This window comes from Peribacillus sp. GL_122, assembly GCF_057835005.1.
The window spans coordinates 2,315,855-2,337,987 of sequence record NZ_CM174415.1 but is presented as its reverse complement, the minus strand read 5'-3'; the positions used below and the strand labels follow the sequence as shown (position 1 = coordinate 2,337,987).

17 protein-coding genes are annotated in these 22,133 nt (G+C 38.3%); 4 read left to right on the top strand and 13 right to left on the bottom strand.

The window, feature by feature from the left end:
- Positions 1-103: 103 nt before the first annotated feature.
- The 5 genes from AC3ISB_RS11295 to AC3ISB_RS11275 form a co-directional block, all read right to left on the bottom strand.
- On the bottom strand, positions 104-1,426 hold the full coding sequence (locus AC3ISB_RS11295; RefSeq protein WP_489276418.1) for an MFS transporter: 1,323 nt from the start codon (positions 1,424-1,426) through the stop codon (positions 104-106).
- Between the two features lie 485 nt (positions 1,427-1,911).
- Positions 1,912-3,210, bottom strand: a complete 1,299-nt coding sequence (gene hutI, locus AC3ISB_RS11290) for an imidazolonepropionase (protein ID WP_098371803.1) — start codon at positions 3,208-3,210, stop codon at positions 1,912-1,914.
- Positions 3,210-4,883, bottom strand: a complete 1,674-nt coding sequence (gene hutU, locus AC3ISB_RS11285; protein ID WP_489276416.1) for a urocanate hydratase — start codon at positions 4,881-4,883, stop codon at positions 3,210-3,212. Before hutU ends, hutI begins: the two co-directional genes overlap by 1 nt.
- Before the next feature lie 195 nt (positions 4,884-5,078).
- The gene (locus tag AC3ISB_RS11280; protein WP_144528032.1) at positions 5,079-6,548 is read right to left on the bottom strand and encodes a helix-turn-helix transcriptional regulator; all 1,470 of its coding nucleotides are present in this window, start codon (positions 6,546-6,548) and stop codon (positions 5,079-5,081) included.
- Between the two features lie 315 nt (positions 6,549-6,863).
- The gene (locus AC3ISB_RS11275; RefSeq protein WP_480338915.1) at positions 6,864-8,183 is read right to left on the bottom strand and encodes an MFS transporter; all 1,320 of its coding nucleotides are present in this window, start codon (positions 8,181-8,183) and stop codon (positions 6,864-6,866) included.
- Positions 8,184-8,669: 486 nt separating this feature from the next.
- Between AC3ISB_RS11275 and AC3ISB_RS11270 the strand changes: the two genes are divergently transcribed.
- The 3 genes from AC3ISB_RS11270 (at position 8,670) to AC3ISB_RS11260 (ending at position 11,393) form a co-directional block, all read left to right on the top strand.
- Positions 8,670-9,275 (top strand): TetR/AcrR family transcriptional regulator, encoded by a 606-nt coding sequence (locus AC3ISB_RS11270; protein ID WP_480338914.1) that lies wholly within the window; start codon positions 8,670-8,672, stop codon positions 9,273-9,275.
- 133 nt (positions 9,276-9,408) lie between these two features.
- The gene (locus AC3ISB_RS11265) at positions 9,409-10,839 is read left to right on the top strand and encodes an FAD-binding protein (RefSeq protein ID WP_480338913.1); all 1,431 of its coding nucleotides are present in this window, start codon (positions 9,409-9,411) and stop codon (positions 10,837-10,839) included.
- Positions 10,836-11,393, top strand: coding sequence for an MFS transporter (locus AC3ISB_RS11260; RefSeq protein WP_480338912.1), 558 nt, complete (start codon positions 10,836-10,838; stop codon positions 11,391-11,393). The genes AC3ISB_RS11265 and AC3ISB_RS11260 overlap by 4 nt, the downstream gene beginning before the upstream one ends.
- A 263-nt stretch (positions 11,394-11,656) precedes the next feature.
- Here AC3ISB_RS11260 and AC3ISB_RS11255 read toward each other — a convergent pair whose 3' ends face one another.
- Both AC3ISB_RS11255 and AC3ISB_RS11250 read right to left on the bottom strand, forming a co-directional pair.
- Positions 11,657-12,541, bottom strand: a complete 885-nt coding sequence (locus AC3ISB_RS11255) for a DMT family transporter (RefSeq protein WP_098371796.1) — start codon at positions 12,539-12,541, stop codon at positions 11,657-11,659.
- The gene (locus AC3ISB_RS11250) at positions 12,542-13,498 is read right to left on the bottom strand and encodes a DMT family transporter (protein WP_489276413.1); all 957 of its coding nucleotides are present in this window, start codon (positions 13,496-13,498) and stop codon (positions 12,542-12,544) included.
- 117 nt (positions 13,499-13,615) lie between these two features.
- Here AC3ISB_RS11250 and AC3ISB_RS11245 point away from each other — a divergent pair, with 117 nt between their 5' ends.
- Positions 13,616-14,959, top strand: coding sequence for an aminotransferase-like domain-containing protein (locus AC3ISB_RS11245; protein ID WP_480338910.1), 1,344 nt, complete (start codon positions 13,616-13,618; stop codon positions 14,957-14,959).
- Between the two features lie 164 nt (positions 14,960-15,123).
- On the opposite strand, the gene AC3ISB_RS11240 is transcribed toward AC3ISB_RS11245, so the two are convergent.
- From AC3ISB_RS11240 to AC3ISB_RS11215, 6 genes are all read right to left on the bottom strand, one after another.
- Positions 15,124-15,723, bottom strand: a complete 600-nt coding sequence (locus tag AC3ISB_RS11240) for a nitroreductase family protein (protein ID WP_096338655.1) — start codon at positions 15,721-15,723, stop codon at positions 15,124-15,126.
- 108 nt (positions 15,724-15,831) lie between these two features.
- Positions 15,832-16,809: a ring-cleaving dioxygenase gene (locus tag AC3ISB_RS11235; protein ID WP_489276412.1), complete on the bottom strand. Its 978-nt coding sequence runs from the start codon at positions 16,807-16,809 to the stop codon at positions 15,832-15,834.
- A gap of 465 nt (positions 16,810-17,274) precedes the next feature.
- Positions 17,275-18,198, bottom strand: coding sequence for a DMT family transporter (locus tag AC3ISB_RS11230; RefSeq protein ID WP_489276410.1), 924 nt, complete (start codon positions 18,196-18,198; stop codon positions 17,275-17,277).
- Between the two features lie 717 nt (positions 18,199-18,915).
- A complete protein-coding gene (locus AC3ISB_RS11225) occupies positions 18,916-19,359 on the bottom strand; it encodes a MaoC/PaaZ C-terminal domain-containing protein (protein WP_480338908.1) in 444 nt (147 codons plus the stop codon).
- Between the two features lie 201 nt (positions 19,360-19,560).
- Positions 19,561-21,027, bottom strand: coding sequence for a GntP family permease (locus AC3ISB_RS11220; RefSeq protein WP_098371789.1), 1,467 nt, complete (start codon positions 21,025-21,027; stop codon positions 19,561-19,563).
- Positions 21,028-21,299: 272 nt separating this feature from the next.
- Entirely contained in the window at positions 21,300-22,094 is a 795-nt protein-coding gene (locus AC3ISB_RS11215; protein ID WP_098371788.1) for an enoyl-CoA hydratase/isomerase family protein, read from the bottom strand.
- Positions 22,095-22,133 lie beyond the last annotated feature (39 nt).

Here is a 22,133-nt window from a genome sequence, read left to right as displayed (position 1 = left end):
CTCATAAAAGTAGGAACAAGATCAATCGGATGCTCCTCTTGTAAACTTCTTCTGAAAGTGAAATACATAATCCGTAATCAATATCATCCATTTATGCCTTATCTTAGCTAACCATATTATTGGTGGTTTCCGATGAGTTACCTTGTTTGCCAGGCTTCACGAAAACCATGGCTATCATGCCAATCGTGACGGCTATTGATGCTGCAATAAACATGGCATTATATCCATATATGGCGACAAGACTTCCTGTCAATGTAGGGGCAATAATGGTAGCCAGATTGGCAATGAAATGAGTTACCCCGCCAAATGTTCCAGCTTTATTCGGTTCTGTATCTAGAACCACGATCCAATAAATGGAATTAGGTAAATAATTAAAGGCATTTCCTATACACATTAAAGCAAGTACGGCCGCCGCACTCTCGACAGTCGGAATCAACATAAAACATACAGCTGTACAAAATAATGAGACTACTGTGAACCAAGATCTGGCAATTCGTAAATTCCCTGTTTTCCTGCGTAATATATCCGAGATTTTACCACCTAATAATCCAGTGATAATAGCTCCTACCCAGGGAATCATCCCAATATATGAAAGTGAAGAAAGTGAATAATTAAATTCATCTTGCAGATATTTTGGGGTCCATGTAAGTAATAAAATATTTACATATAAAAAGGCAAAATATCCAATTGCATTAAATACTAACGTAGGGTTTTTAAAAAAATGGTACCATGGTACATTTATTTGTTCGTCTAATTTCGTCTCACCTTTTATTAAAATATCTGCTCTTCGAATTTCTTCTAGTTCGGTTTTCGAGACTCTTGGATGATCTTCAGGTAAGTTTGTAAATACTTTGTTCCAAATTGCTACCCAAATAAAGCCTAATATACCGAGAATAACAAATGTTACTTTCCAGTTAGTGAATGTTAGAAGACCTACTACGATGGGTGCAGTAATTAATGCTCCAATTGGCGTTCCAACTAATCCAAGTGCTACAGCAAACCCTTTTTCTTTAGGAGATACCCAGTTTGCCATCGTTCGGTTCATCGTTGATAAGGTAGGTCCTTCAGCTAAACCAAATAAAACACGAAACACCGCAAATCCTGCCAAGGCAGAGCCTCCAAATAATGCTGCACCTATGTGACCTGCGAATATTGTCCCAATTTCAAAAAAAGACCATGTAGTTCCGGCAATGATCCACATGAATTTAGGGCCTTTCTTATCTGCTAAAGCACCACCAAATAGTGCACCGAATATATATCCATATCCAAAATACCCCAGGATCGCTCCCCAACTTACTGGATCTAAATTGAACTCCTTGATTATTTCAGCTTGGGCATATGAAAGTGCACCTCTATCAATATAATTTATGATTGTAATAATAATAATCATAAAAATGATAAAATAACGATAGTTATTTCTCAACATGTGATCACTCCTTGATGTTTGTTAGAGAGAAGCAATACTGACTGATTTTAAACTTAAAAACAGTAATCTTAAAACCCTAAATTTAGTCTGCATTATGCAGCCTGTAATAGATTGCAACCATGAATACCCTGGTCTTGACTGTTTCGCCCCCATAGAGAAGCTCGGATCAAGACAGAAAAACATGACAATCGGATACTGGCCAAATTCTAGTAAAATATAAAAAAAACCATTAGCAGGCATTCCACCATGGGTAGAAGCATGTATACCAGTGCAACTGAAATATCAGATACATCTCTTGCTTTGGCAACTCGGAATACTGTTAGATCATGTTACGTATCAAAGCCTTTTTACATCCGCCAAAATTCCAGCGGATATAAAGAGGCTCCTGATACATAGATTGAAGTTCAGTAAATGGGCGTTTCATGAGAGATCCGGTCAACCTAATGATGGTTCAATAGGTATAGCCTCTCTTCTTTTAGTGAATTTTATAGACCAGTCAGGCTTTTGAAATCAGTCTTCACTTTATCATTCACAACTTGCACACCATTTTTCCATACAGACTTAACGTGATTGACCCCAAATAGATATTGCAACTCCTGATAGTTTTCAACATTCCATAAAACGACATCCGCTTGTTTTCCGACTTCAAGGGATCCGACCCTTTCTTGCCTGTTGATTGCACAAGCAGCATTGTATGTCGCCGCCGTCAGTGCTTCTGCAGGGGTAAGGCGCATCGAAATGCATGCCAGATTCATGACTAGAGGCATGGATGTCGTCGGTGAAGATCCGGGATTGCAATCTGTCGAAATGGCAACAGCCACACCTTCATCAACCATTCGTCGTCCAGGGGCCGCTTCTTCTCGCAAATACAAGGCGGTGGCTGGAAGCAAGCAGGCAATGGTGCCTGACTTCGCCATAGCAGTAATCCCCTCATCGGAAGCTTTTAACAAATGCTCAGCTGAAATGGCCCCTATCTTCGCAGCTAATTCAGCTCCACCGTATGGCTCAATTTCATCTGCATGAATTTTAGGGATCAAGCCGTACTTTTTCCCCGCCTTTAAAATCCGCTCTGATTGTTCAGGGGTAAAAACCCCCTTTTCACAAAAGACATCATTGAATTCTGCAAGCTTTTCTTCAGAGACGATTGGAAGCATATCATTAATCAGATGATCGACAAATTCATCCTCGCGGCCTTTATAATCCTTTGGAACCGCATGGGCTCCCATAAAAGTAGGAACTAGATCAATCGGATGCTCTTCCTGTAACTTTTTCATCACCCGCAACTGCTTTAATTCGGTTTCCAAATTCATTCCATAACCGCTTTTACCTTCTACTGTAGTCACGCCATGAGCGAGAAACGAATCAAGTCGTCGCATGGTTTGCTCCATCAATTCTTCTTCACTTGCTTCCCTTGTCATGCGGGTGGTAGCATGAATGCCCCCACCTGCGTTCATAATGTCCATATATGTTGCGCCTTCAAGACGCATTTCAAATTCACGTTCCCGACTCCCGCCATATACAACATGCGTATGTGGATCAACTAGCCCAGGTGTCACCAAATGGCCAGTTGCATCAAAGACTTCAGCTTCATGCATTCTATCTGCATAGAGTTCTTCCAATTCTTTGGTCGTACCGATCGCTTGGATCAAACCAGATTCCATCCATATACTTCCATCTTCGATCAACCCAAGCTCTGACATTGCCTCTTTGGAACGAGGACCTTTCCTATCAGAGGTAAGGGTTGCAAGTTGAGCGGCATGTTTTATCCAAATTGGTTTTGTCATTATTTATCAATTCCTTTATCAAGCATCGGGATATTAATACCTCTTTCACGTGCTGTTTCCTGAGCCAGTTCATATCCTGCGTCAACATGACGCACTACACCCATCCCAGGGTCCGTTGTCAACACTCGCTCAATCCTGGCTGCTGCTTCTTTTGTGCCGTCTGCCACAATTACAACGCCTGCATGCATGGAGTAACCCATTCCTACGCCGCCGCCATGATGTACGGAAACCCAGGTTGCACCGCCCACAGCATTCACCATTGCATTTAAGATCGGCCAGTCAGCCACTACATCGGAACCATCCTTCATGGCTTCCGTTTCACGATTCGGCGAAGCGACAGATCCAGAATCCAAATGGTCACGCCCAATTACGATCGGGGCCTTCAATTCACCGCTTGCAACCATATCATTGAGGATTTTACCAAAACGTGCGCGCTCCCCATAACCAAGCCAGCATATACGGGAAGGCAGACCTTGGAACTGAATTTTTTCTTGAGCCATTCTAATCCAGTTACATAAATGTTCATTATCAGCGAATTCGCGTAAAATGGCTTGGTCTGTTTTATAAATGTCTTCTGGATCACCAGATAAAGCCACCCAGCGGAATGGACCTTTACCTTCACAGAATTGTGGACGGATATAAGCTGGAACGAAGCCTGGGAAGTCAAAAGCATTCTCTACCCCTTCATCTTTCGCAACTTGACGGATATTGTTGCCATAATCAAACGTCACGGCTCCTTTTTCCATCATTTCAAGCATCGCTCTTACATGTTTGGCCATTGAAGCTTTAGAGAGTTTAATATACTCTTCTGGATTTGCATTCCGTAATTCTGCAGCCTCCACCATTGACAGGCCTGAAGGAGTATATCCATTTAGCGGATCATGGGCCGAAGTCTGATCCGTCAAGACATCAGGAATGAAGTTCCTTGCGATCATTTCCGGAAGAATATCTGATGCATTCCCAATCAAACCAATCGATAATGCTTTCCCTGTAAGTTTAGCTTCATTGGCTAAACGAATGGCTTCATCCAATGAATCCGTTTTCACATCGGTATAACGAGTCTCAATCCTCCTGTCAATTCTTGTCTCATCTACATCGATCCCGATACAGACACCACCGTTCATCGTAACTGCTAACGGCTGTGCCCCTCCCATTCCGCCTAAACCTGCAGTTAGAGTAATGGTGCCTTTTAACGAGTTATTGAAATGTTGTTTTGCAAGCTCGGCAAAGGTCTCGTATGTACCTTGTACGATCCCTTGAGATCCGATATATATCCAGCTGCCTGCTGTCATCTGCCCATACATCATTAATCCCTTTTTATCAAGTTCATGGAATGTTTCCCAGTTCGCGTATGCAGGGACGATATTTGAATTTGCAAGCAGGACACGTGGTGCATCCGAATGCGTTTTAAAAATTGCCACCGGTTTCCCTGATTGGACAAGTAAAGTTTCATCTTCTTCAAGCTCTTTTAGTGATTTGACGATTGCATCAAAGCATTCCCAGTTACGAGCAGCTTTCCCAATCCCACCGTATACCACCAAATCTTCTGGACGTTCAGCAACTTCAGGATCCAAATTATTCATAAGCATTCTAAGCACTGCTTCTTGTTGCCATCCTTTAGTATGCAATTCTGTTCCTGTATAACGGATAACCTTGTTTGTAATCGTGTTCATTTTCATTTCCCCCTTGTTTTTGTTATATATTCATTCTATAAGAAAAATTCAGAATAATTAATTATAGTTTAATGATTATTTTATAATTTATTTTAAGTTTTTGCAGTTAACTTTATTTTTTTATGAATAATTTCAATAATTACATTGTTATGAATAAATAAAAAAAGGACGATTCATTTATTGAATCGTCCTTTTTTATAATCCAGACCGATATGCTGATGGTGTACAACCTTCAAGCAGTTTGAATTTGGCATTGAAATAAGTTTGATGTGAATAGCCGGCTAATTGTGAAATTTCCTCCAATGATAAATCCGTTTCCTTTAATAAACGTTTAGCTTCCCTAATTCGAACTTGATGCAGAGTATTTCGAAAAGACTCGCCGGATTCAGCCGCAAAACGACGGCTGAGTGTGCTTTTATTGATACGCAGAGTATCTGCACAACTCGCTAGATTCCACTGGGCGTCCCAATAGTTGGATTCGATCATCTCCCTTGCTTTTTCGCTAAGTGTGCGTGCCCCTTCCTGTAATTGTCCATGATCCTGCAGAAGCATATGGGTGGTGAACGCATGCAGCTCTTTTACTATTTGATGGATGACAGGTTTATGTACAATTTGCTGAAATACATCATAATATATTGCTTCTAGAGAAGCATTTTGCAAGTTGTATGATTTCATATGCCTACGAATCTGTGCGAGTACGCTTGTAAGGCGGATACGAACGATTTCCGGGTCGGGGTATGGTCGTTCAAAAGTAAGGAATTCACGCTCAATCCAGTTCCTGATGGCTTTCGCATCCCGCCTTTCGAGCATTTCTATCCAAAGTCTTTGTTCAAGAGGAGTGAGGAATGGGTCCATCTCTTGATGCGAAGTCTGTTGACTTTCGGCTAAAATGATATCATATCCATCGAAAAAGATTTGTCTCGTAAATTCACGTGTTTGCTGATACATCCTTTTTAAAGACTCATCTGAAGTTGCCGCTTTTATTATGATGGCAAGTGGCTCATCCATTCTTTCTTTCCAGTGAGCAAGGAACGCTTGGTACTCTTCCTTATATACCTCTTTTTCCTTCGTTTCCTGGACACATAAAATAAAATCCGATAAAGCGAAGATTTGATTCTTCCCAGTAAAAGAATATCGTTGCAGTTCATCATAAACTAAAGGAAGGGTCCTGTTATCAGGTGTCAAAAAAGCGACCATGGTTATTCGACTTTCATGCCTCCGGTCTGTCAAGAAGAAATCCGGATATCCAATATCCAGAGCATTCCCATCATCCATGGTGTTTGTCGAAAGAAGACCAGGACCATTTCTCAATTGAAAACGCAATTGTTGGATATGTTTTACCAGATCTGCCGAAGAAAAAGGTCGGAATAAAACATCTTCAGCACGAAAGCGTAAGGCTCGATAAGCCGTTTGAAAGATTCGCTCAGATGAAATGCCTAACCATCGAATTCCCCTCCGCTTTAACGAAACACCCATCGCCTCACTTTCATCCGTCCAAATATCCATATCCAAAATAACGAATTCCGGTTGCTGATTGCGTATGCCCTTTTCAAATTCTTCAATCGTTTTCCATAAGATCAGTCTGACTCCCGTTAGGTGGGACTCCACTATCCAACGAATTCCTTGAGCCTCAATCTCATCTTTCGCCACCAAATGAATTTCCACATCATCACCTCATTTCTGCTGTTATTCCTGTAATGAATAAAAATGAAGTCAGTACTTGAAAAGAAAAGGACTCCCTTGCCTTTTCGAAAGCACTTGTATCACATCTCCATTCTAATCCCGCCTAAAACCACAAACAAGTCTTATTGGGCAGAACCTTCGAATTAGATTGAATTTTGACATGTTCAACCGATATTTTCATCCCATATATATGTACTTCCTATATGAAAATATAAAAAGAAACATCATGGAAACCTTATGATTTCCAAGTGATGTTTCTTTTTTAGTCACTTTTAATCTTCAATACATTTAGAACCTTTATAATTGATTAATATTGACTTCAACTTCTTTTACGATGTTTTCATCTGAAGCACTTGTCAATTTTAATGATAATAGCGTGATGACTCCCATCACAAGTAATCCGGATAAAATAAACATCCCTTGAGTAAATGCAACAGTTCCGAGAATCATCGGTCCTACAAAACCCCCTAAAGCTGCAAATGAATTGACTATGGCTATTCCAACTGGCGCAGTGGACTCAGTGAAGAAAAATGTCATATAGGCAAAGAAACATCCACTGAACCCGTATAACCCTAAAGATGTAATCGTTAACATAAGCACCATCATAAAGACACTATCTGAAAAGCCGCACCCGATAAACCCGACAACTGCAATCATGAGGCAAACGAGCAAGTGTGATTTATGTTCATTGGTCCGATCTGAATTCCAGCCTACAAACATAATGGCAGGTATACCGACTAACGATGGAATCATCGCTAACCAGCCAATTTCTAGATTGGTTGTCGCATTTTCCGATAATGATTTTATGATGGTTGGCATCCAGAATGACAATCCATAGATAGATGTGTACCCTGCGAAATAAAAAAGGGCCAACTTCCAGATTTTCGAATCTTTCAGCATATCAAGCTTAGTAACTTTATTTATATTCGAGCTAACTTTTCTTTCCGCATTCAATTCCCCTTCTAGCCAATCACTTTCTTCCTTAGATAACCATTTAGCGTTGGTCGGTCTATTAGTTAAATAGAAAACAACAACAATTCCAATAATAATGGCCGGAATTCCTTCAAGGATGAACATCCATCTCCATCCTGCCATACCCAACCAGGAAATATTGTCAAGAATCCATGTCGATGCAGGCGCACCAATCAATCCGCCAATCGGTAGGGCTAAAAGCAAAACCGCTGTCGCCCTTCCTCTTTCGCGGGCCCTGAACCAATAAGTTAAATACAAAATTATTCCAGGGAAAAAACCAGCTTCGGCGACACCTAATAAAAAACGGAGAATATATAAATGCATCGTTGTTTGGGCAAAACCTGTCAATATTACCACGAGTCCCCACGAAATCATTATACGGGCAATCCATATCCGAGCTCCCACTTTATGCATGATCATGTTGCTTGGAACTTCAAAGAAGAAATAACCTATAAAAAAAATGCCGGAAAGCAATCCAAAAACTTCAGCGGATAAGGCTAATTCTGCATTCATTTGTAAAGCAGCATAGCCTAAATTGACCCTGTCCAAGTAAGCAATGATATAAAGGAGCAAGATAAATGGAAGTATGCGTTTCATCGTTTTACTGATCGTTCTTTTCCCTATTTCACCACTGGAATGATTCATGATTATTTCCTCCCTTTTCATGCTACTATTTCCCAAAAAATAATCCGTTTACCGCACATCTCTTTTCCTGCTTCCCGACAATCTGGTTCATTCCTAGGACCATCAATTTATCCTGATCCCCCCTCCATTTACATATACTGAATCCAACAATATTATAAATACAATCCATTTACTCATGGCTAAAGAGGAATAAGCCTTTCAACATGACAGTAACCAATTGTATAGGAATGTTCAGAAAAATCTAACCAACCTTTTCAACTAATTCTTCTACTTGAAAAACCTCCTATTTAAACTGAATTAACCTCCCCCATACTTGATTCCAAAACTTTGTAAGCGCTTTCTGAATTTGCGAAATCCAATTAAGAAAGCGTTGTGATTATTGATGATCTACGTTAGATTAAATAGACCACCAATCATTTAACTAGACTGTAGTCTGATATTAAACTATACAGGAATATTCTGTCAATTATCATTTGGAGGTTTTTTATGATTGAACCCAGAAAGAAACAGCTTAGGGGAGAAAAGACTCGTGAAAAAATTTTAAAAATATCTTTAAAGCTATTTAGCGAAAAAGGTTATGATAAAGTTACCGTTGACGAGATCGTGAAAAAAAGCGGCACATCAAAAGGGTCATTTTACCAACACTTTTCAGCGAAATCGGACATTTTTTTAGTAAGATTCATAGAAGTCGATGATTACTATCGCGAAGTCTTCCGTTCGTTCCCAGTCGATATGGACGCTACAGAGAAATTGTTTATTTTCATATGCAAATTGATGCGTTTTCTGGAAGAAGAAATGGGCAAAGATTTAATGAAAGTGATTTACAGTTCCGCTTTAGATTCAAAAGAACATACTTACTTTTTGAATTCAAATCGCTCACTCTTCCAAATTATTCGTTCATTAGTTGAAGAGGCTAAAGAACAAAACGACATTGACACTGACCAATCAGTTAACGAAATTTCACAGCTTATCACCCAAAGCCTGATGGGAATCATCTATCATTGGGGATTAAACAACTCAGAACAAAGCTTGGAATCACTATCCATACCACTAACCAAAACAATCATTAATGGGCTGAAAACGAAGAACTAATACATAAATCAAAAGATTCATTTTCAATCACACTGATTGGTCAGGGTAACTCCATTAATCTATAAGTTCATACATTTGCATTATTTCAATTGAGTGTCAGACATATTAAACGAGGAGTCGAAAGCCAGATATCATGAAACAATTTTTCTTTATCATCCTATATGCACTATTATTTGGATTATCACTGCAGGCTTTTAATTTCAAGCTTGACCACCCTATTGCAGAAGATATCAGCCGTCTGATGCCAGTTAAAATGAAAGCGATAAAGGCAGAAGATAGTGAAGAAGCAATCAAAATGGTCGTTTTAGATGCCGAAAAAAACGATGATCCCATTTCCATTGCCGGAATGCAGCATAGCCAAGGAGGTCAGACATTATATCCAAATGGGATCCTGCTCGATATGAAGCATTATGATAAAATACTTGATTTGGATGTAAATGAAAAACGCATCACGGTCCAAAGCGGAGCAACCTGGGCTGCTCTCCAGGAATATATCAACCCATATGGACTTGCACTGAAGGTCAGTCAATCTCAAAACATTTTTACCATTGGCGGTTCTTTGAGCGTTAATGTCCATGGCCGCGATATCCGTCATCATGCCTTGATAGAAACCGTGGAATCTTTTAGGTTGCTTAACGCAAAAGGACAAATCCTTACAGTGAGCCGCGAAGAAAATTCGGAGCTCTTCCATTCGGTTATTGGCGGGTATGGTTTGTTTGGAGTAATACTCGATGTAACACTCCACCTTACAGATGACGAACTTTATAAAATTAAAACCAAATCACTCCATTATGATGAATATACTTCGTACTTTAAAAGAGAAGTTCTTCAAAACGATGATGTTAAAATGCATCTTGCAAGAATATCTGTGGCTCCTGGCTCGTATTTGGATGAAATGTATGTAACGGATTATTATAGAGCAAATGACCAAACACAGCTATCTAACTACAATACTCTCAAACGGGAAACGATCATTGCCGTGCCTAAATTCTTTCTTGGTCTCTCACGTTATAATGACTGGGGTAAAGAAAGGTTTTGGGAAACTCAAAAAACCTACACGGCCAATATTGATGGTAACTTGGTTTCGAGGAATAATGTGATGCGGTCGGACTCAGCCTTTATGGATTACAGCAACCCAACCAAAACTGAAGTGCTGCAAGAATACTTCGTTCCGATTGATCAATTTGCTGATTATATCGATGATTTAAGAAAAACCTTATCTGATGAAAAAGATTTTAACTTATTAAATATTACAATTCGCTATGTGGAGCATAATGATGAATCACTCATGTCCTATGCCAAGGATGATATGTTCGCTCTTGTAATGCTCATCAATCAAGGGACAGATAACGAAAGTAAGGCAAATACGGAAAGGGTCATCCGAAACATGATAGATGTGACGCTTGACCATAACGGCAGCTACTATTTGCCCTATTATGGGTATCCTACCAAGACACAATTATTTGAAGCGTATCCGCGTACTGAGGAATTCTTTCAATTAAAGAAGAAATATGATCCTGATAATCGCTTCATGAATCTTTTCTATGAGGAGTATCATCCATGAATTATAAACGTTTCGTTTTTTACCAAGGCACTGTTGGAATGGCTGCCAGCATGATTTTCCCTTTTTATATTTTGCTAATCAAAAATGTAGGCACCAGTTATTCGCAATTCGGTTGGGCATATGGAATATTCTCACTGACTGCAGCACTTAGCTATCCTTTAATCGGAAAATTCACTGATAAAGCCGGTGACAAAGCATTTCTCCTGGTCTATTCATGGGGGATGGCACTAATCCTTCTTGCCTTTCCTCTCGCATATGAAATTTGGCATGTCTATCTCCTGCAAATCATTATGGGGGTACTTGGGGCAGTACAAAAAAACACAGAAAAAACAGTACTTGCTAGATATGTTACGAAGAAAACAGCGGGTGAGGAAATTGGAAACTACCATGTTTGGACATCCATCGGTGCTGCATCTGCGGTGATTGCAACCGGATATTTAGTCGACTTTTTAACGATCGGCAGCATCTTTTACATTGCTTCCTTAATGTTTGCCTGGAGTGGATTTATTATAATGAAGATGGAGAAAAACGCTTCACTATCTAATGCAGAATAAATAAAATATAAGCATTTATTTCTGGTTAGCGCTAATAAATCAGTTACCCCTTTTAGTAGAAGAAGCATCTGGATTAACCTCAGCAGATGCTTCTTCTACTATGTAAATCATTTGCGGATCAAAAAACAAAAAATGGTCTTACAAAGATATATTAAACCTGCTCCCCTTTTCTCATTTTGGTTTCGTTAAATATACGAATTCTAAACTTACTGCGTTAATTAGTACAATTAAAGATATCGGACCAGAGCACATATAATAAAATACTACTTTCTTATCAACTTGGTTATTATTTTTCCGTCTAAAAAAACTAATGACATCATAATTATACCCATTCCAATCAACTGATGAATAGACAACGCTTCATGTAAAAGGAAAAAGCCTAAAATCATTCCGATGACAGGCACTATATAATTACTATATGAAGTAAATAATGCGCCTTCTTGCCGAATCAGCCTATTAAATAATGCATAAACAACACCTGCATGGAAAATGCCTAAAATCGCTAAGTAGATAGATTGAGATCGTGCTAAATCCAATTTGAAAGATTGCTCAAACAAAAGGGACATGGGAATGAGCAATGCACTGGCAATCAGCAATACATTTCTCATATGAATAACGGAAGATCCCTCGTTTAATTTCTCCATCAAAATCAATGATAATCCAAAACTCATGGCAGCCAATATCAATAGGATGTTACCCTGAATACTGTTAGAATGGTCTTGGAATCCTTGTGTTGGCCAGGAAAGGAAGACAATACCTGCAAATCCGAATAGGATACTTGTAATCTCCGGCTTTGTGCTTTTTCTTTTGAAAAATGCTAGTAAAAGGAGGATGGTAAAGACGGGAACCATTCCAATCAGCACCGCTGCGAAACTGCTAGGCACCGATTTCTGGCCTTGTGCAATAAACACGAATGGTAGTACAACCTCGAAAAAAGCAATGATTATATACCATTTATAATAACTCCTAGGTACTCTTCGCTCTTCTTTTGATAAAAAAAAACCAAAGAAGAGTAAACAGATACCGCCGATACATGCTTTGATGGCTGACAATGTAATAACCCCAACATTTTCTATGACTAATGCAATAAAGAAGAATTGAGATCCCCATATACCACTAATCAACAGTAACAACACATATTTATTCATTCACTTTACCTCTCTTTTCAGCAATGGATCGGCAACAGTCTTACTAATATGCTTTGATTGAATTCCACCAAAATAATTCGTGCCGATTACCCCAACAAGAATAATCATTGCACCTATAACATGATAATAATGAATCGATTCATGTAAGAAAATCATCCCTGCTATAATTGTAATCAATGTCGCTAAATTACTAAAAACGCTCATTTTAGATGCTGGTAATATAGATAATGCATAGTTTGATAAAAAAGCAGTAAGCAGTGAGGATAATCCCCCAAGATATACGATTGAAATGAGGAATGCACTACTTGTGAAGGGTAATAAAAAGCTGCTAATTGATTGGTTAATTATATGGTTGATGACGGCCATACTATTAAAAGTCACAAAACCAAAGAACGTCATCACATAAGTTAACGTAAATAGTGAATATTGCTTTGTTACCTTCCTCGCTACCACATTATAGAGAGCGGCAGCAATCGAGGATAATAAGATCAGAATCGTTCCCTTCAAACTGTGTGCCGCAAGTTGCAAGTCATTCATGACAAAGATAAAGATAACCCCCATCACAGAAAAATAAAGGGAAATTTTTTGACCTTTACCTGCGTATTCTTTCAAAAATAATGAAGCTGATAATAACGTGAATATTGGTATGGTCGCTTGGATAATACCCGCTTCTGAAGATGAAGTATATACGAGCCCAAACACTTGAAATGTAAAGAATAAAATTGGATAAAGGAAAACCAAAGGAAGAATTTTCAAAGTATCGGTTGCGCTCATTTTCACTGATGTCCTCCGATACAGCTTAAAAATTATCGCGATCAAAAAAGCCATCGTAAATCGATGTGCCAATGTATCTAGCGGACTCGCTTCCATTAATGATATTTTTGTAAAAATAAATGAAAATCCAATAATAAAGGCATATAGTATCGCCGCAATATAGGCTTTTTTATGTTCTGGCATATTGAGTAAATCCTCCTTTTCAACACCCGGCCGGTTGTTAGTATCGTATTAAAAGATCCACTACGATACAATACAAATAAGAAGCATCTGTAACGGTACAGTTTTTAGGAGGTATTCATGTTAAAATACGTAGCTTTGTGTAATGAATTTGAATCTCTCATCCAGAATGGACAGCTCAAAGCGGGCTTTAAACTCCCATCGATTCGTCAATTAAGCGAACAACATCAATGTAGTAAAAGTACAGTTTTGAAAGCTCTGCAAGAATTGGAAAAGAAGCATTTAATCTACGCAGTTCCTAAAAGTGGATATTATGTCGTTCAAAAAGAATTTGATGGTAAAAGTGAACCAACAGCGGAAATCGACTTTGTTACTTCCGCTCCCGCTTGGCATCAATTTCCGTATCATGACTTTCAACATTGCATCAACAAAGCCATCGATACCTATCAGCAAGAATTGTTTATCTATGGCACCCCAAAAGGACTACCCTCTTTAATAAAAGTGATACAAAAACAATTAGAGCAGTATCAGGTTTTCGCCAAAGAAGAACAGATTTTCATTACTTCTGGCGTGCAACAAGCACTTTCCTTATTAACGTTCATCCCTTTTCCAAATGAACGTACCCATATACTTGTTGAACAGCCTAGTTATCATCTATTTGTGGAGCAATTGAAAGCGTACAAGATTTCCGTGCTAGGAATCCAACGAACTGCAGAAGGTATTGATTTAGAGGAATTAGAGCGGATTTTTAGCAGTCAGGAAATTAAATTCTTTTATACGATGCCTCGTTTCCATAATCCGTTAGGGACTTCTTACTCTAAAAAGGACAGAGAAGAGATACTAAAACTTGCTGTAAAGTATGGTGTCTATATTGTAGAAGATGATTATTTAGCAGATTTCGAAGAAAATATGAAGGTAGACCCCATTTTTTCCGGGGATACTCATCAAATGGTCATTTATTTAAAAAGCTTCTCTAAAATAATGTTTCCAGGACTGCGCATAGGTGTTGCCGTATTGCCTAAACCATTAGCCGTCAGCTTCCAACTATATAAAAGAACAGCTGATATTGATAGTTCCATGATTTCACAAGCAGCCTTGGAAATCTACATAAAAAGCGGTATGTTTGAACGCCATAGAAACAAGGTACGGCTCTCCTATTTAGGGCGTGCAAACTTGCTATATGATGCTCTGGAAAAGTACTCTACTCCAGGCTTTTATCGCCCAGCATCCATATGCATGAACGCACATATCGTACTACCTCATCGTTTAAATAGTGCTCACCTCATCAAAAACTTACAAAATCAACAAGTACTGGTAGAGACTATAGGCCAAAATTATATAGATGGCTTTCACCAGGAAAAAATATTAAAACTAAACGTGTCCAATACAAATATACAAAAACTTGACCAAGGAATAGCTCTTATTTTTAAAGAATTGAATAAAAAGCAAAATTATTACTTATAAATCTTTTACATAAGGTATAGTCACTTTCCACACAGGGCAATAAACAAAATATAGTGAAAATATTTTATCTTATTGTAATACTGAAAAAATATGGGCAAATGATCACAAACAAAAAAGAGCCAATTAGAAATGGCTCTCAACAAAGTTACTCTTATCAGTACTCTTTATTTATAAAATTTTATACGATCCTCAAGTGGTTTGAATTCTTTATCACCCGGTTGAGCTGTTGGATTTCCAAATGGCATTTGCGCAATCAATTTCCAGTTACTTGGAACATCCCATTCTTTTTTCACTTCATCATCAATTAGAGGATTATAATGCTGTAAAGTTGCTCCCAATCCTTCTGCTTCAAGTGCAGTCCAAACAACTAATTGATGCATGCCTGATGTTTGTTGAGACCAGATTGGGAAGTTATCGGCATAAGTTGCAAATTGTTCTTGAAGTGATTTCACAACAGATTCATCTTCAAAGAATAATACTGAACCATATCCCGCTTTAAAGGAATCCATTTTTTGTTGAGTACCAGAAAAATCTCTATCTCCAACTGCTTTCCTTAAAGCCTGCGTCGTAATATCCCATAACTTATCATGGGCCGAGCCTGTCAAAACAACAAGGCGGGAAGTTTGGGAATTAAAAGCCGATGGCGTGTGTTTTACCGCAAATTCAACAATTTCTTTAATTTTCTCATCCGATACTTGGACTTCTTTATTGATTCCATAATATGATCGTCTCTCTTTAATCGCCGTGTAAAAATCTTTTGTCATGATTCATTCCTCCAGAGCATTTTTATATTTCAAATGATTATCCCTTTTTTATTTCTACCTGTTTTAGTATGGGCATAAACCAACATATCATTCGCTAAAGATTGTCAATTATTCTTTAATGATTTCCTTGGTGCTTCTTACTGTATCAATGGGACGTACCAACTTTTCGATTTGATCCCTTTTCGGTTCTAAGAACGGTGGTAAAGATAACTTTTCCCCAAGCGTTTCATACGGCTCATCCCCCATAAATCCAGGACCATCAGTGGCAAATTCGAATAAAATTTGCGGCGCCACTCGCACGTAAAGCGACTCAAAAAAGTGACGATCAACATAACCAGACGTATGAAATTGGAAGCTTTCCATTCGTTCGATCCATTCTTCAAGAACGGAACGGTCTTCAACACGGAAGGCTGTATGGTGAACAGTCCCAAAACCCTGCCGTGCCTGAGGAAGGATCGAATTATGCTCGACAATCACTTGTGCACCATTCCCGCCTTCCCCTACTTCAAATAGGTGAAATGATCCTTCCTTGTCTATTTCTTTGAATAATAGAACTTTTTCCATCATTTCTTTAAAGTAATCGAAGTTGGCAATCCGAATGAAAATTGGTCCTAATCCTGTAATGGCATATTCCAAGGGAATCGGTCCTTTTTGCCAAGGAATCCCCGCTGCAACCCCTTCATTGTTTTCATCTGAAATCAATTGATATTGCTGATCATCAAAATCCACAAATGAAATGATCTTTTTACCAAAATGTTCCTGAATTCCTGTATTCCTTACTTCTAAACGGTCGAACCGCTTAACCCAATACTCCAATGCCGCATCATTCGGTACACGGAAGGATGTTTTTGAAATCTCATTAGTCCCATGCACTCCTTTAGGAATACCAGGAAAATCAAAGAATGTCATGTCAGTACCTGGACCGCCAACATCGTCGGCAAAAAACAGGTGATAGGTTTGGATATCATCTTGGTTAACTGTCTTCTTGACTAAACGCATGCCTAATATATTTGTGAAAAATTCATAGTTCTTTTCTGCACTACTTGTTATGGCCGTTACATGGTGTATACCTTTTAATCCATTCATAAATTAATTCCTCCCAATTAAAACGATTCAATTTTTGGATGTTCAGCTTGTGAATTAATCCCCTATATTTTCCCTTCAAGAAGAGTGGCTATTCATTAAAGGGGTTGGAATAGGTTTTACATAATTTTTATTATCTTGAATTAATATATCTTTACTTAAAGATAATTTACCATGAATAAAATTCACTGTCAACAACTTATCTCAAATTAATATATCTCAAAGTCAAAATAACTTCTAAAAAACCTCTGTCAATTTTCATTTAATTCTAAATATCTTTCGAAAGAATTATCGAAACAGAATATCCATTCTAAAGCAAATGCCATTCCGAATACGGGTTACTATCTATAGTTATAATTCGCGGCAAAGACGATCAATCACTTGTCTTGCTAAATTGACAGTATTTCAATACGAAAGCCCCCAGGTAAAGACAAAACCTTTACGTGAGGGCTATTTCGTTTTGGTATCTTATTTTACATGACGCAATTCCCCTTGTTTTCCGGATGAAGAGTTAGCACCATCTTTTTCTTTTGACTTCTTTGAAGAAAGATAAACCCCTGCGAAAATAATCAGCAGGCCAATAATTACATTAGGATTAATCGCTTCTCCAAGCTGGACATACCCCCAAACCATAGCGCTTGCAGGAATAAGGTATGTAACCGTTGCGGCTAACTCTGGGCTGCCATTTTTATTGATGTAGAAATAGATCAGCTGGCCGAGCCCAGAGCCAAAGCACCCAAGACCGACTATGGAGAAAATCGTTAGCGGGTCCATCAACATCACTGGCTTAATCGGACCTGTTATTAGCATCCCGATCAAACCGATAAAGGCACCCGTGAGCAGCGTAAACGTAGTAATGACCAATATGCTTGTACTGGAAAGAAATCTTTTCGTATATTGGCCGGCAAAACCATAACAGGTGGACGCTAGCAGCATTGTCCCAATCCCGATGAATTCCTTGCCGAAAAGCTGACCGACTTGAAAATCCATCAATACTAGAATTCCGAAAAAACCGATAAGAATGCCCATCCATTGTCGGGCGGTTAAAACATAAGAAAAAATGATAAATCCGATGATCCCCGTCCAGATCGGAGTGGTTGCATTAAGAATCGATGCCGTGCTGCTGTTAATCTCTGTTTCACTTAAAGCTATTAAACCCCATGCTAATCCGCAATTGAAGATTCCGACAACAACCAGTGCTGTCCATGGTAATTTCCAGTTAATTTCACTGCGCTTCCACCATAAAATGGGAAGCAGAACAACAGCACCCGCCAAACAGCGGAGAAACACAATCCCCCAAATGCCCGCTGGCGGGAGCAGCCACTTCATGAAAACAAACGATAAACCCCATATCAAACTAAGGCCGATTAAAGCCCCGTATAATCGAAGCATGATATTCCCCCTTCCTACTTTCTTATTATGACAAACATTGTTATGGATTTCATATATAAGATGAACTTGAAATTTATTTTCTGACAAATTCGGTATAGAATAAACAAAACCTTATAAAGGAAGGATAAAAATGCCACAGATTTCAAATCAAATGAATGATTAGATTAAGCCATGCTTTCTACTGATTGCAAAAGAATGTTCGAACGATACATGCTGCTGCCAGGTAAAACCATCAGTGAAATTGCCAACGATTAAACGAAGGGAACCAAACGTTCGCAACTATGTGAATAAATATAAGGATAAAGGTTTTATAAAAGTAAATTAAAATTCCAGTATGTTGGACTCCAAGCGGTTGCAGGTCAATGCAGAGAGGAATCGTCAGTGCGATTTCTCCTATTATTTTAGCTCTGTTACCCTATATATTTTTTACATGTCTTAAAAAACTAAAAAAGCTGGAGATCATTAAAGAAGGCAAGCCAGTCTATAGGCTTGCCTTAATCTGAAAAATGAGAAAAAACGCAGCATGTTATTTCGTTTCCTCCTCCTACTGCCCGTTTATATTCTGTGCTAAATTTTGGGGTAATACTTTCACTCCGAATTCCTCTTCTATCCATAAGCTAATTCGATTGACTAGACTAATGATAGTGATAGTAGTCCAAAGCTCGTTTTACCTTTTCAATTATTTTTATGTTTGTCGCCTAATAAATCAAGTGACTACTATACTTTTACATTGGCATCAGAATTGACCATTATTTTCATGTTAGCTATGGCTACAGTTTCTCCGTTTTGTTTTTTTATTTCTTGGATGACTGATACAACACCTTGATAGCCCTTTTCAAAAAGGTCAATCACCTTTAATTCTACATGTATCGTGTCCCCAATAAAAGTTGGGTTTATAAATCGAACTTTCTCCAAACCGTAAAATGCAACAACGATCCCTGGTTCAAAATGAAATAAGCCGGTTGCAGCCGAAAGTATAAGCATTCCGTGGGCTATCCGTTGCTTAAATTGTGTATTAACTGCATACTCCTTATCAGTATGGAGGGGAAACCAGTCACCGCTAAATGCAGAAAACATTACTAAATCAGCCTCGGTTATAGTACGTCCTTTCGACATCCATGTTTCTCCGATTTCATATTGATGGAAATATTTATTAAACATTATTTCATCCTCCTTTTATTTGTGATTGAATTATCAGTCGGAAGATTCCGATTTTAAATACTAAAAGACTATATAATTTAGTGTTATTTCTTTAAAATCAACACGAATAAAATTTTTTTCATATAGAAGACGTATTATTCCATGTAAATAGCGGTTATAGCAGAAATAAAATTGTATTTTTCTATGTTCAACGGGAAATGGTTAAACGATAGCAAACAAGCTGAATATACCGATTACAAAGAATACAGCAAGTGTCTTTATAATGGTAATAACAAAAATGTCTTTATATGCCTGGCGATGTGTGAGTCCCGTAACAGCTAGAAGAGTTATTATAGCTCCGTTATGCGGCAAAGTATCAAATCCACCTGCTGACATAGAAATGACACGATGCAAAACTTCCAACGGAATGTCAAAATGAGCAGCAGTTTGTATATAAGTATCCGCCATTAAGCTCAACGTAATGCTCATCCCACCAGATCCTGATCCAGTAATGCCACACAAAACATTTGTCATGATCGCCCCATTAATTAAAGGATTCGAAAACATTCCAGTGAGATAATCTTGTACCACAGTAAAGCCGGGTAAAGCTGCAATCACACCCCCGAAGCCATATTCGGTTGCCGTATTCATGGTTGCTAGCAATGCCCCACTAATGCCTATATTAATACTCGAATTGAAATTTAATTTGACAGCTTTATAGTTTAATAAGACGATTGCTATTATCCCGAGAATAAGAGCCATCTCTACAGACCAGACACCAATAACTTTTGACATTTCGACAATACCATAGTCTTTTAACCCAATCGTAGCAAAATCGAATCCTTTGGCATACCAAAGAGGAAAAGACTCAGTAAAAAACTTATTCATCACTCCGACTAACACCAACGGAATAAAAGCAAGCCAGTCTTTTCTACTTATAGCTTTTTCAGAATCTATTCCCAACTTATTAGTCGTTTCCACTGATATAGCAGAACTGGCTGCCATTTCTGCTTCAGCAGCTTCCTTATCAATAGCTTTATCACCAATTCCAAAATACCCTTCACCGTTTCTAGCTGCCTTATGTCGACAATGATTTAAGTATAAAAGGCTTAAGGAAATGATAAATATTGCCCCAATAATCCCCAATGTCGGTGCAGCATAGATATCAGTTTTAAAGAAACCAGTTGGAATGACATTCTGAATTTGTGGAGACCCTGGAAGTGAATCCATGGAAAAGGTAAATGCACTAACTGCGATTGTCGCAGGAATTAATCGCTTTGGAATATTAGCCTCGCGAAACAGCTGAGCAGCAAATGGATAGATAGCAAACACTGCAACAAACAAACTAACTCCGCTATATGTCAGAATTGCGCCCATTATCACAATGGCTAGAATGGCTTGTTTAGCCCCGATAAAACGGACAATAATTTTTGCTATGCTCTTTGCAACACCGCTTATTTCAACCAGTTTCCCAAAAATAGCACCTAGTAGAAAAACCGGGAAATATAATTTAACAAATTCAACCAACTTAACCATAAATATATTAGAGAAAAAAGGTAAAACATGTCCAGGATCCGTTAAAAATACAGCAAACAAAGCGCACAATGGTGCAAAAAGTATAACAGAAAATCCTCGATATGCTAGAAACATAAGTAATCCTAGTGAAATAATAATGATCATTACATCCAATTCGACTTCCCCCTTTTTCTCAAAATATTATATGTTATCATTTGTTGCTGGTTTGAATGCTTTGCCCCAAGACTTATTGGGGCATTATAGGACAGTTTTCCAGTGCACATTTAGTAAAGAACTTTAATTAATTTCCCGAGTAAATCCACTGTTTCTTTTAAACGATTTTGTTTATTAACAAAGATGAGTTACTTTAGAATCTGCTTTTTTCCAATCCCGGCATCAGGATCTTTTTCAAAAATCGGACTTGCCTCTGGTTTGGTCATGAGGGATTACTGATCAATGAAGTTCGGCTCTCTTTTATTAATAAAGGCTTCAACTCCTTCCTTTACGTCCTTAGTCTGAAAAACATGACCAAAATTTTCAGCTTCAATCACGAGTCCATCTTCAAGTGTTTGTTCATAACCAAAATCAATAGAATGCTTTGCAAAAGTTAAAGATTGTAAAGAATAATTGCAAATACATTTTGCAATTTCCTTTGCTTTTTCTAAAGATTCGCCCTTTGGCACAACATGATTAACAAGCCCTATTTGTTTGGCATCTTCTGCATTCAGTGGCTCTCCAGTAAAGATCATTTCTTTTGCTTTGGCTTTACCTATCAGTCTAGGAAGTCTTTGAGTTCCCCCTGCACCTGGAAACAATCCCAATTTAATTTCAGGAAGCCCAATCCTAATATGTTCCTCCGCAATTCGAATATCACAACTTAAGGCAAGTTCACACCCTCCACCTAGTGCTAATCCGTTGATTGCAGCAATAGTTGGTCGAGATAACCGTTCAATTTTATTAAGTGGTTCCTGAAGCCAAAGTGATTTCCCCTTTCCATCTTCCACGCCTTTTCCAATCCATGCTGGAAATTCTTTAATATCTCCTCCAGCAACAAAAGCTCTTTCGCCTTCACCGGTAAGTATAATGACCTTAATATTGTAATCGCTTTCAATTTCATCCACCACAAGATTCAATTGTTCTATAACATCTGCGCTTAATACATTAACAGGTGGATTATCAATAATAATCGTTGCAATATTACTCTGTTTTGACCATGAAACAACTTGATCCTTATTCTTCATCGGCTTTCCTCCTAAACCAAAGTGTACTTGTGGGTTCCA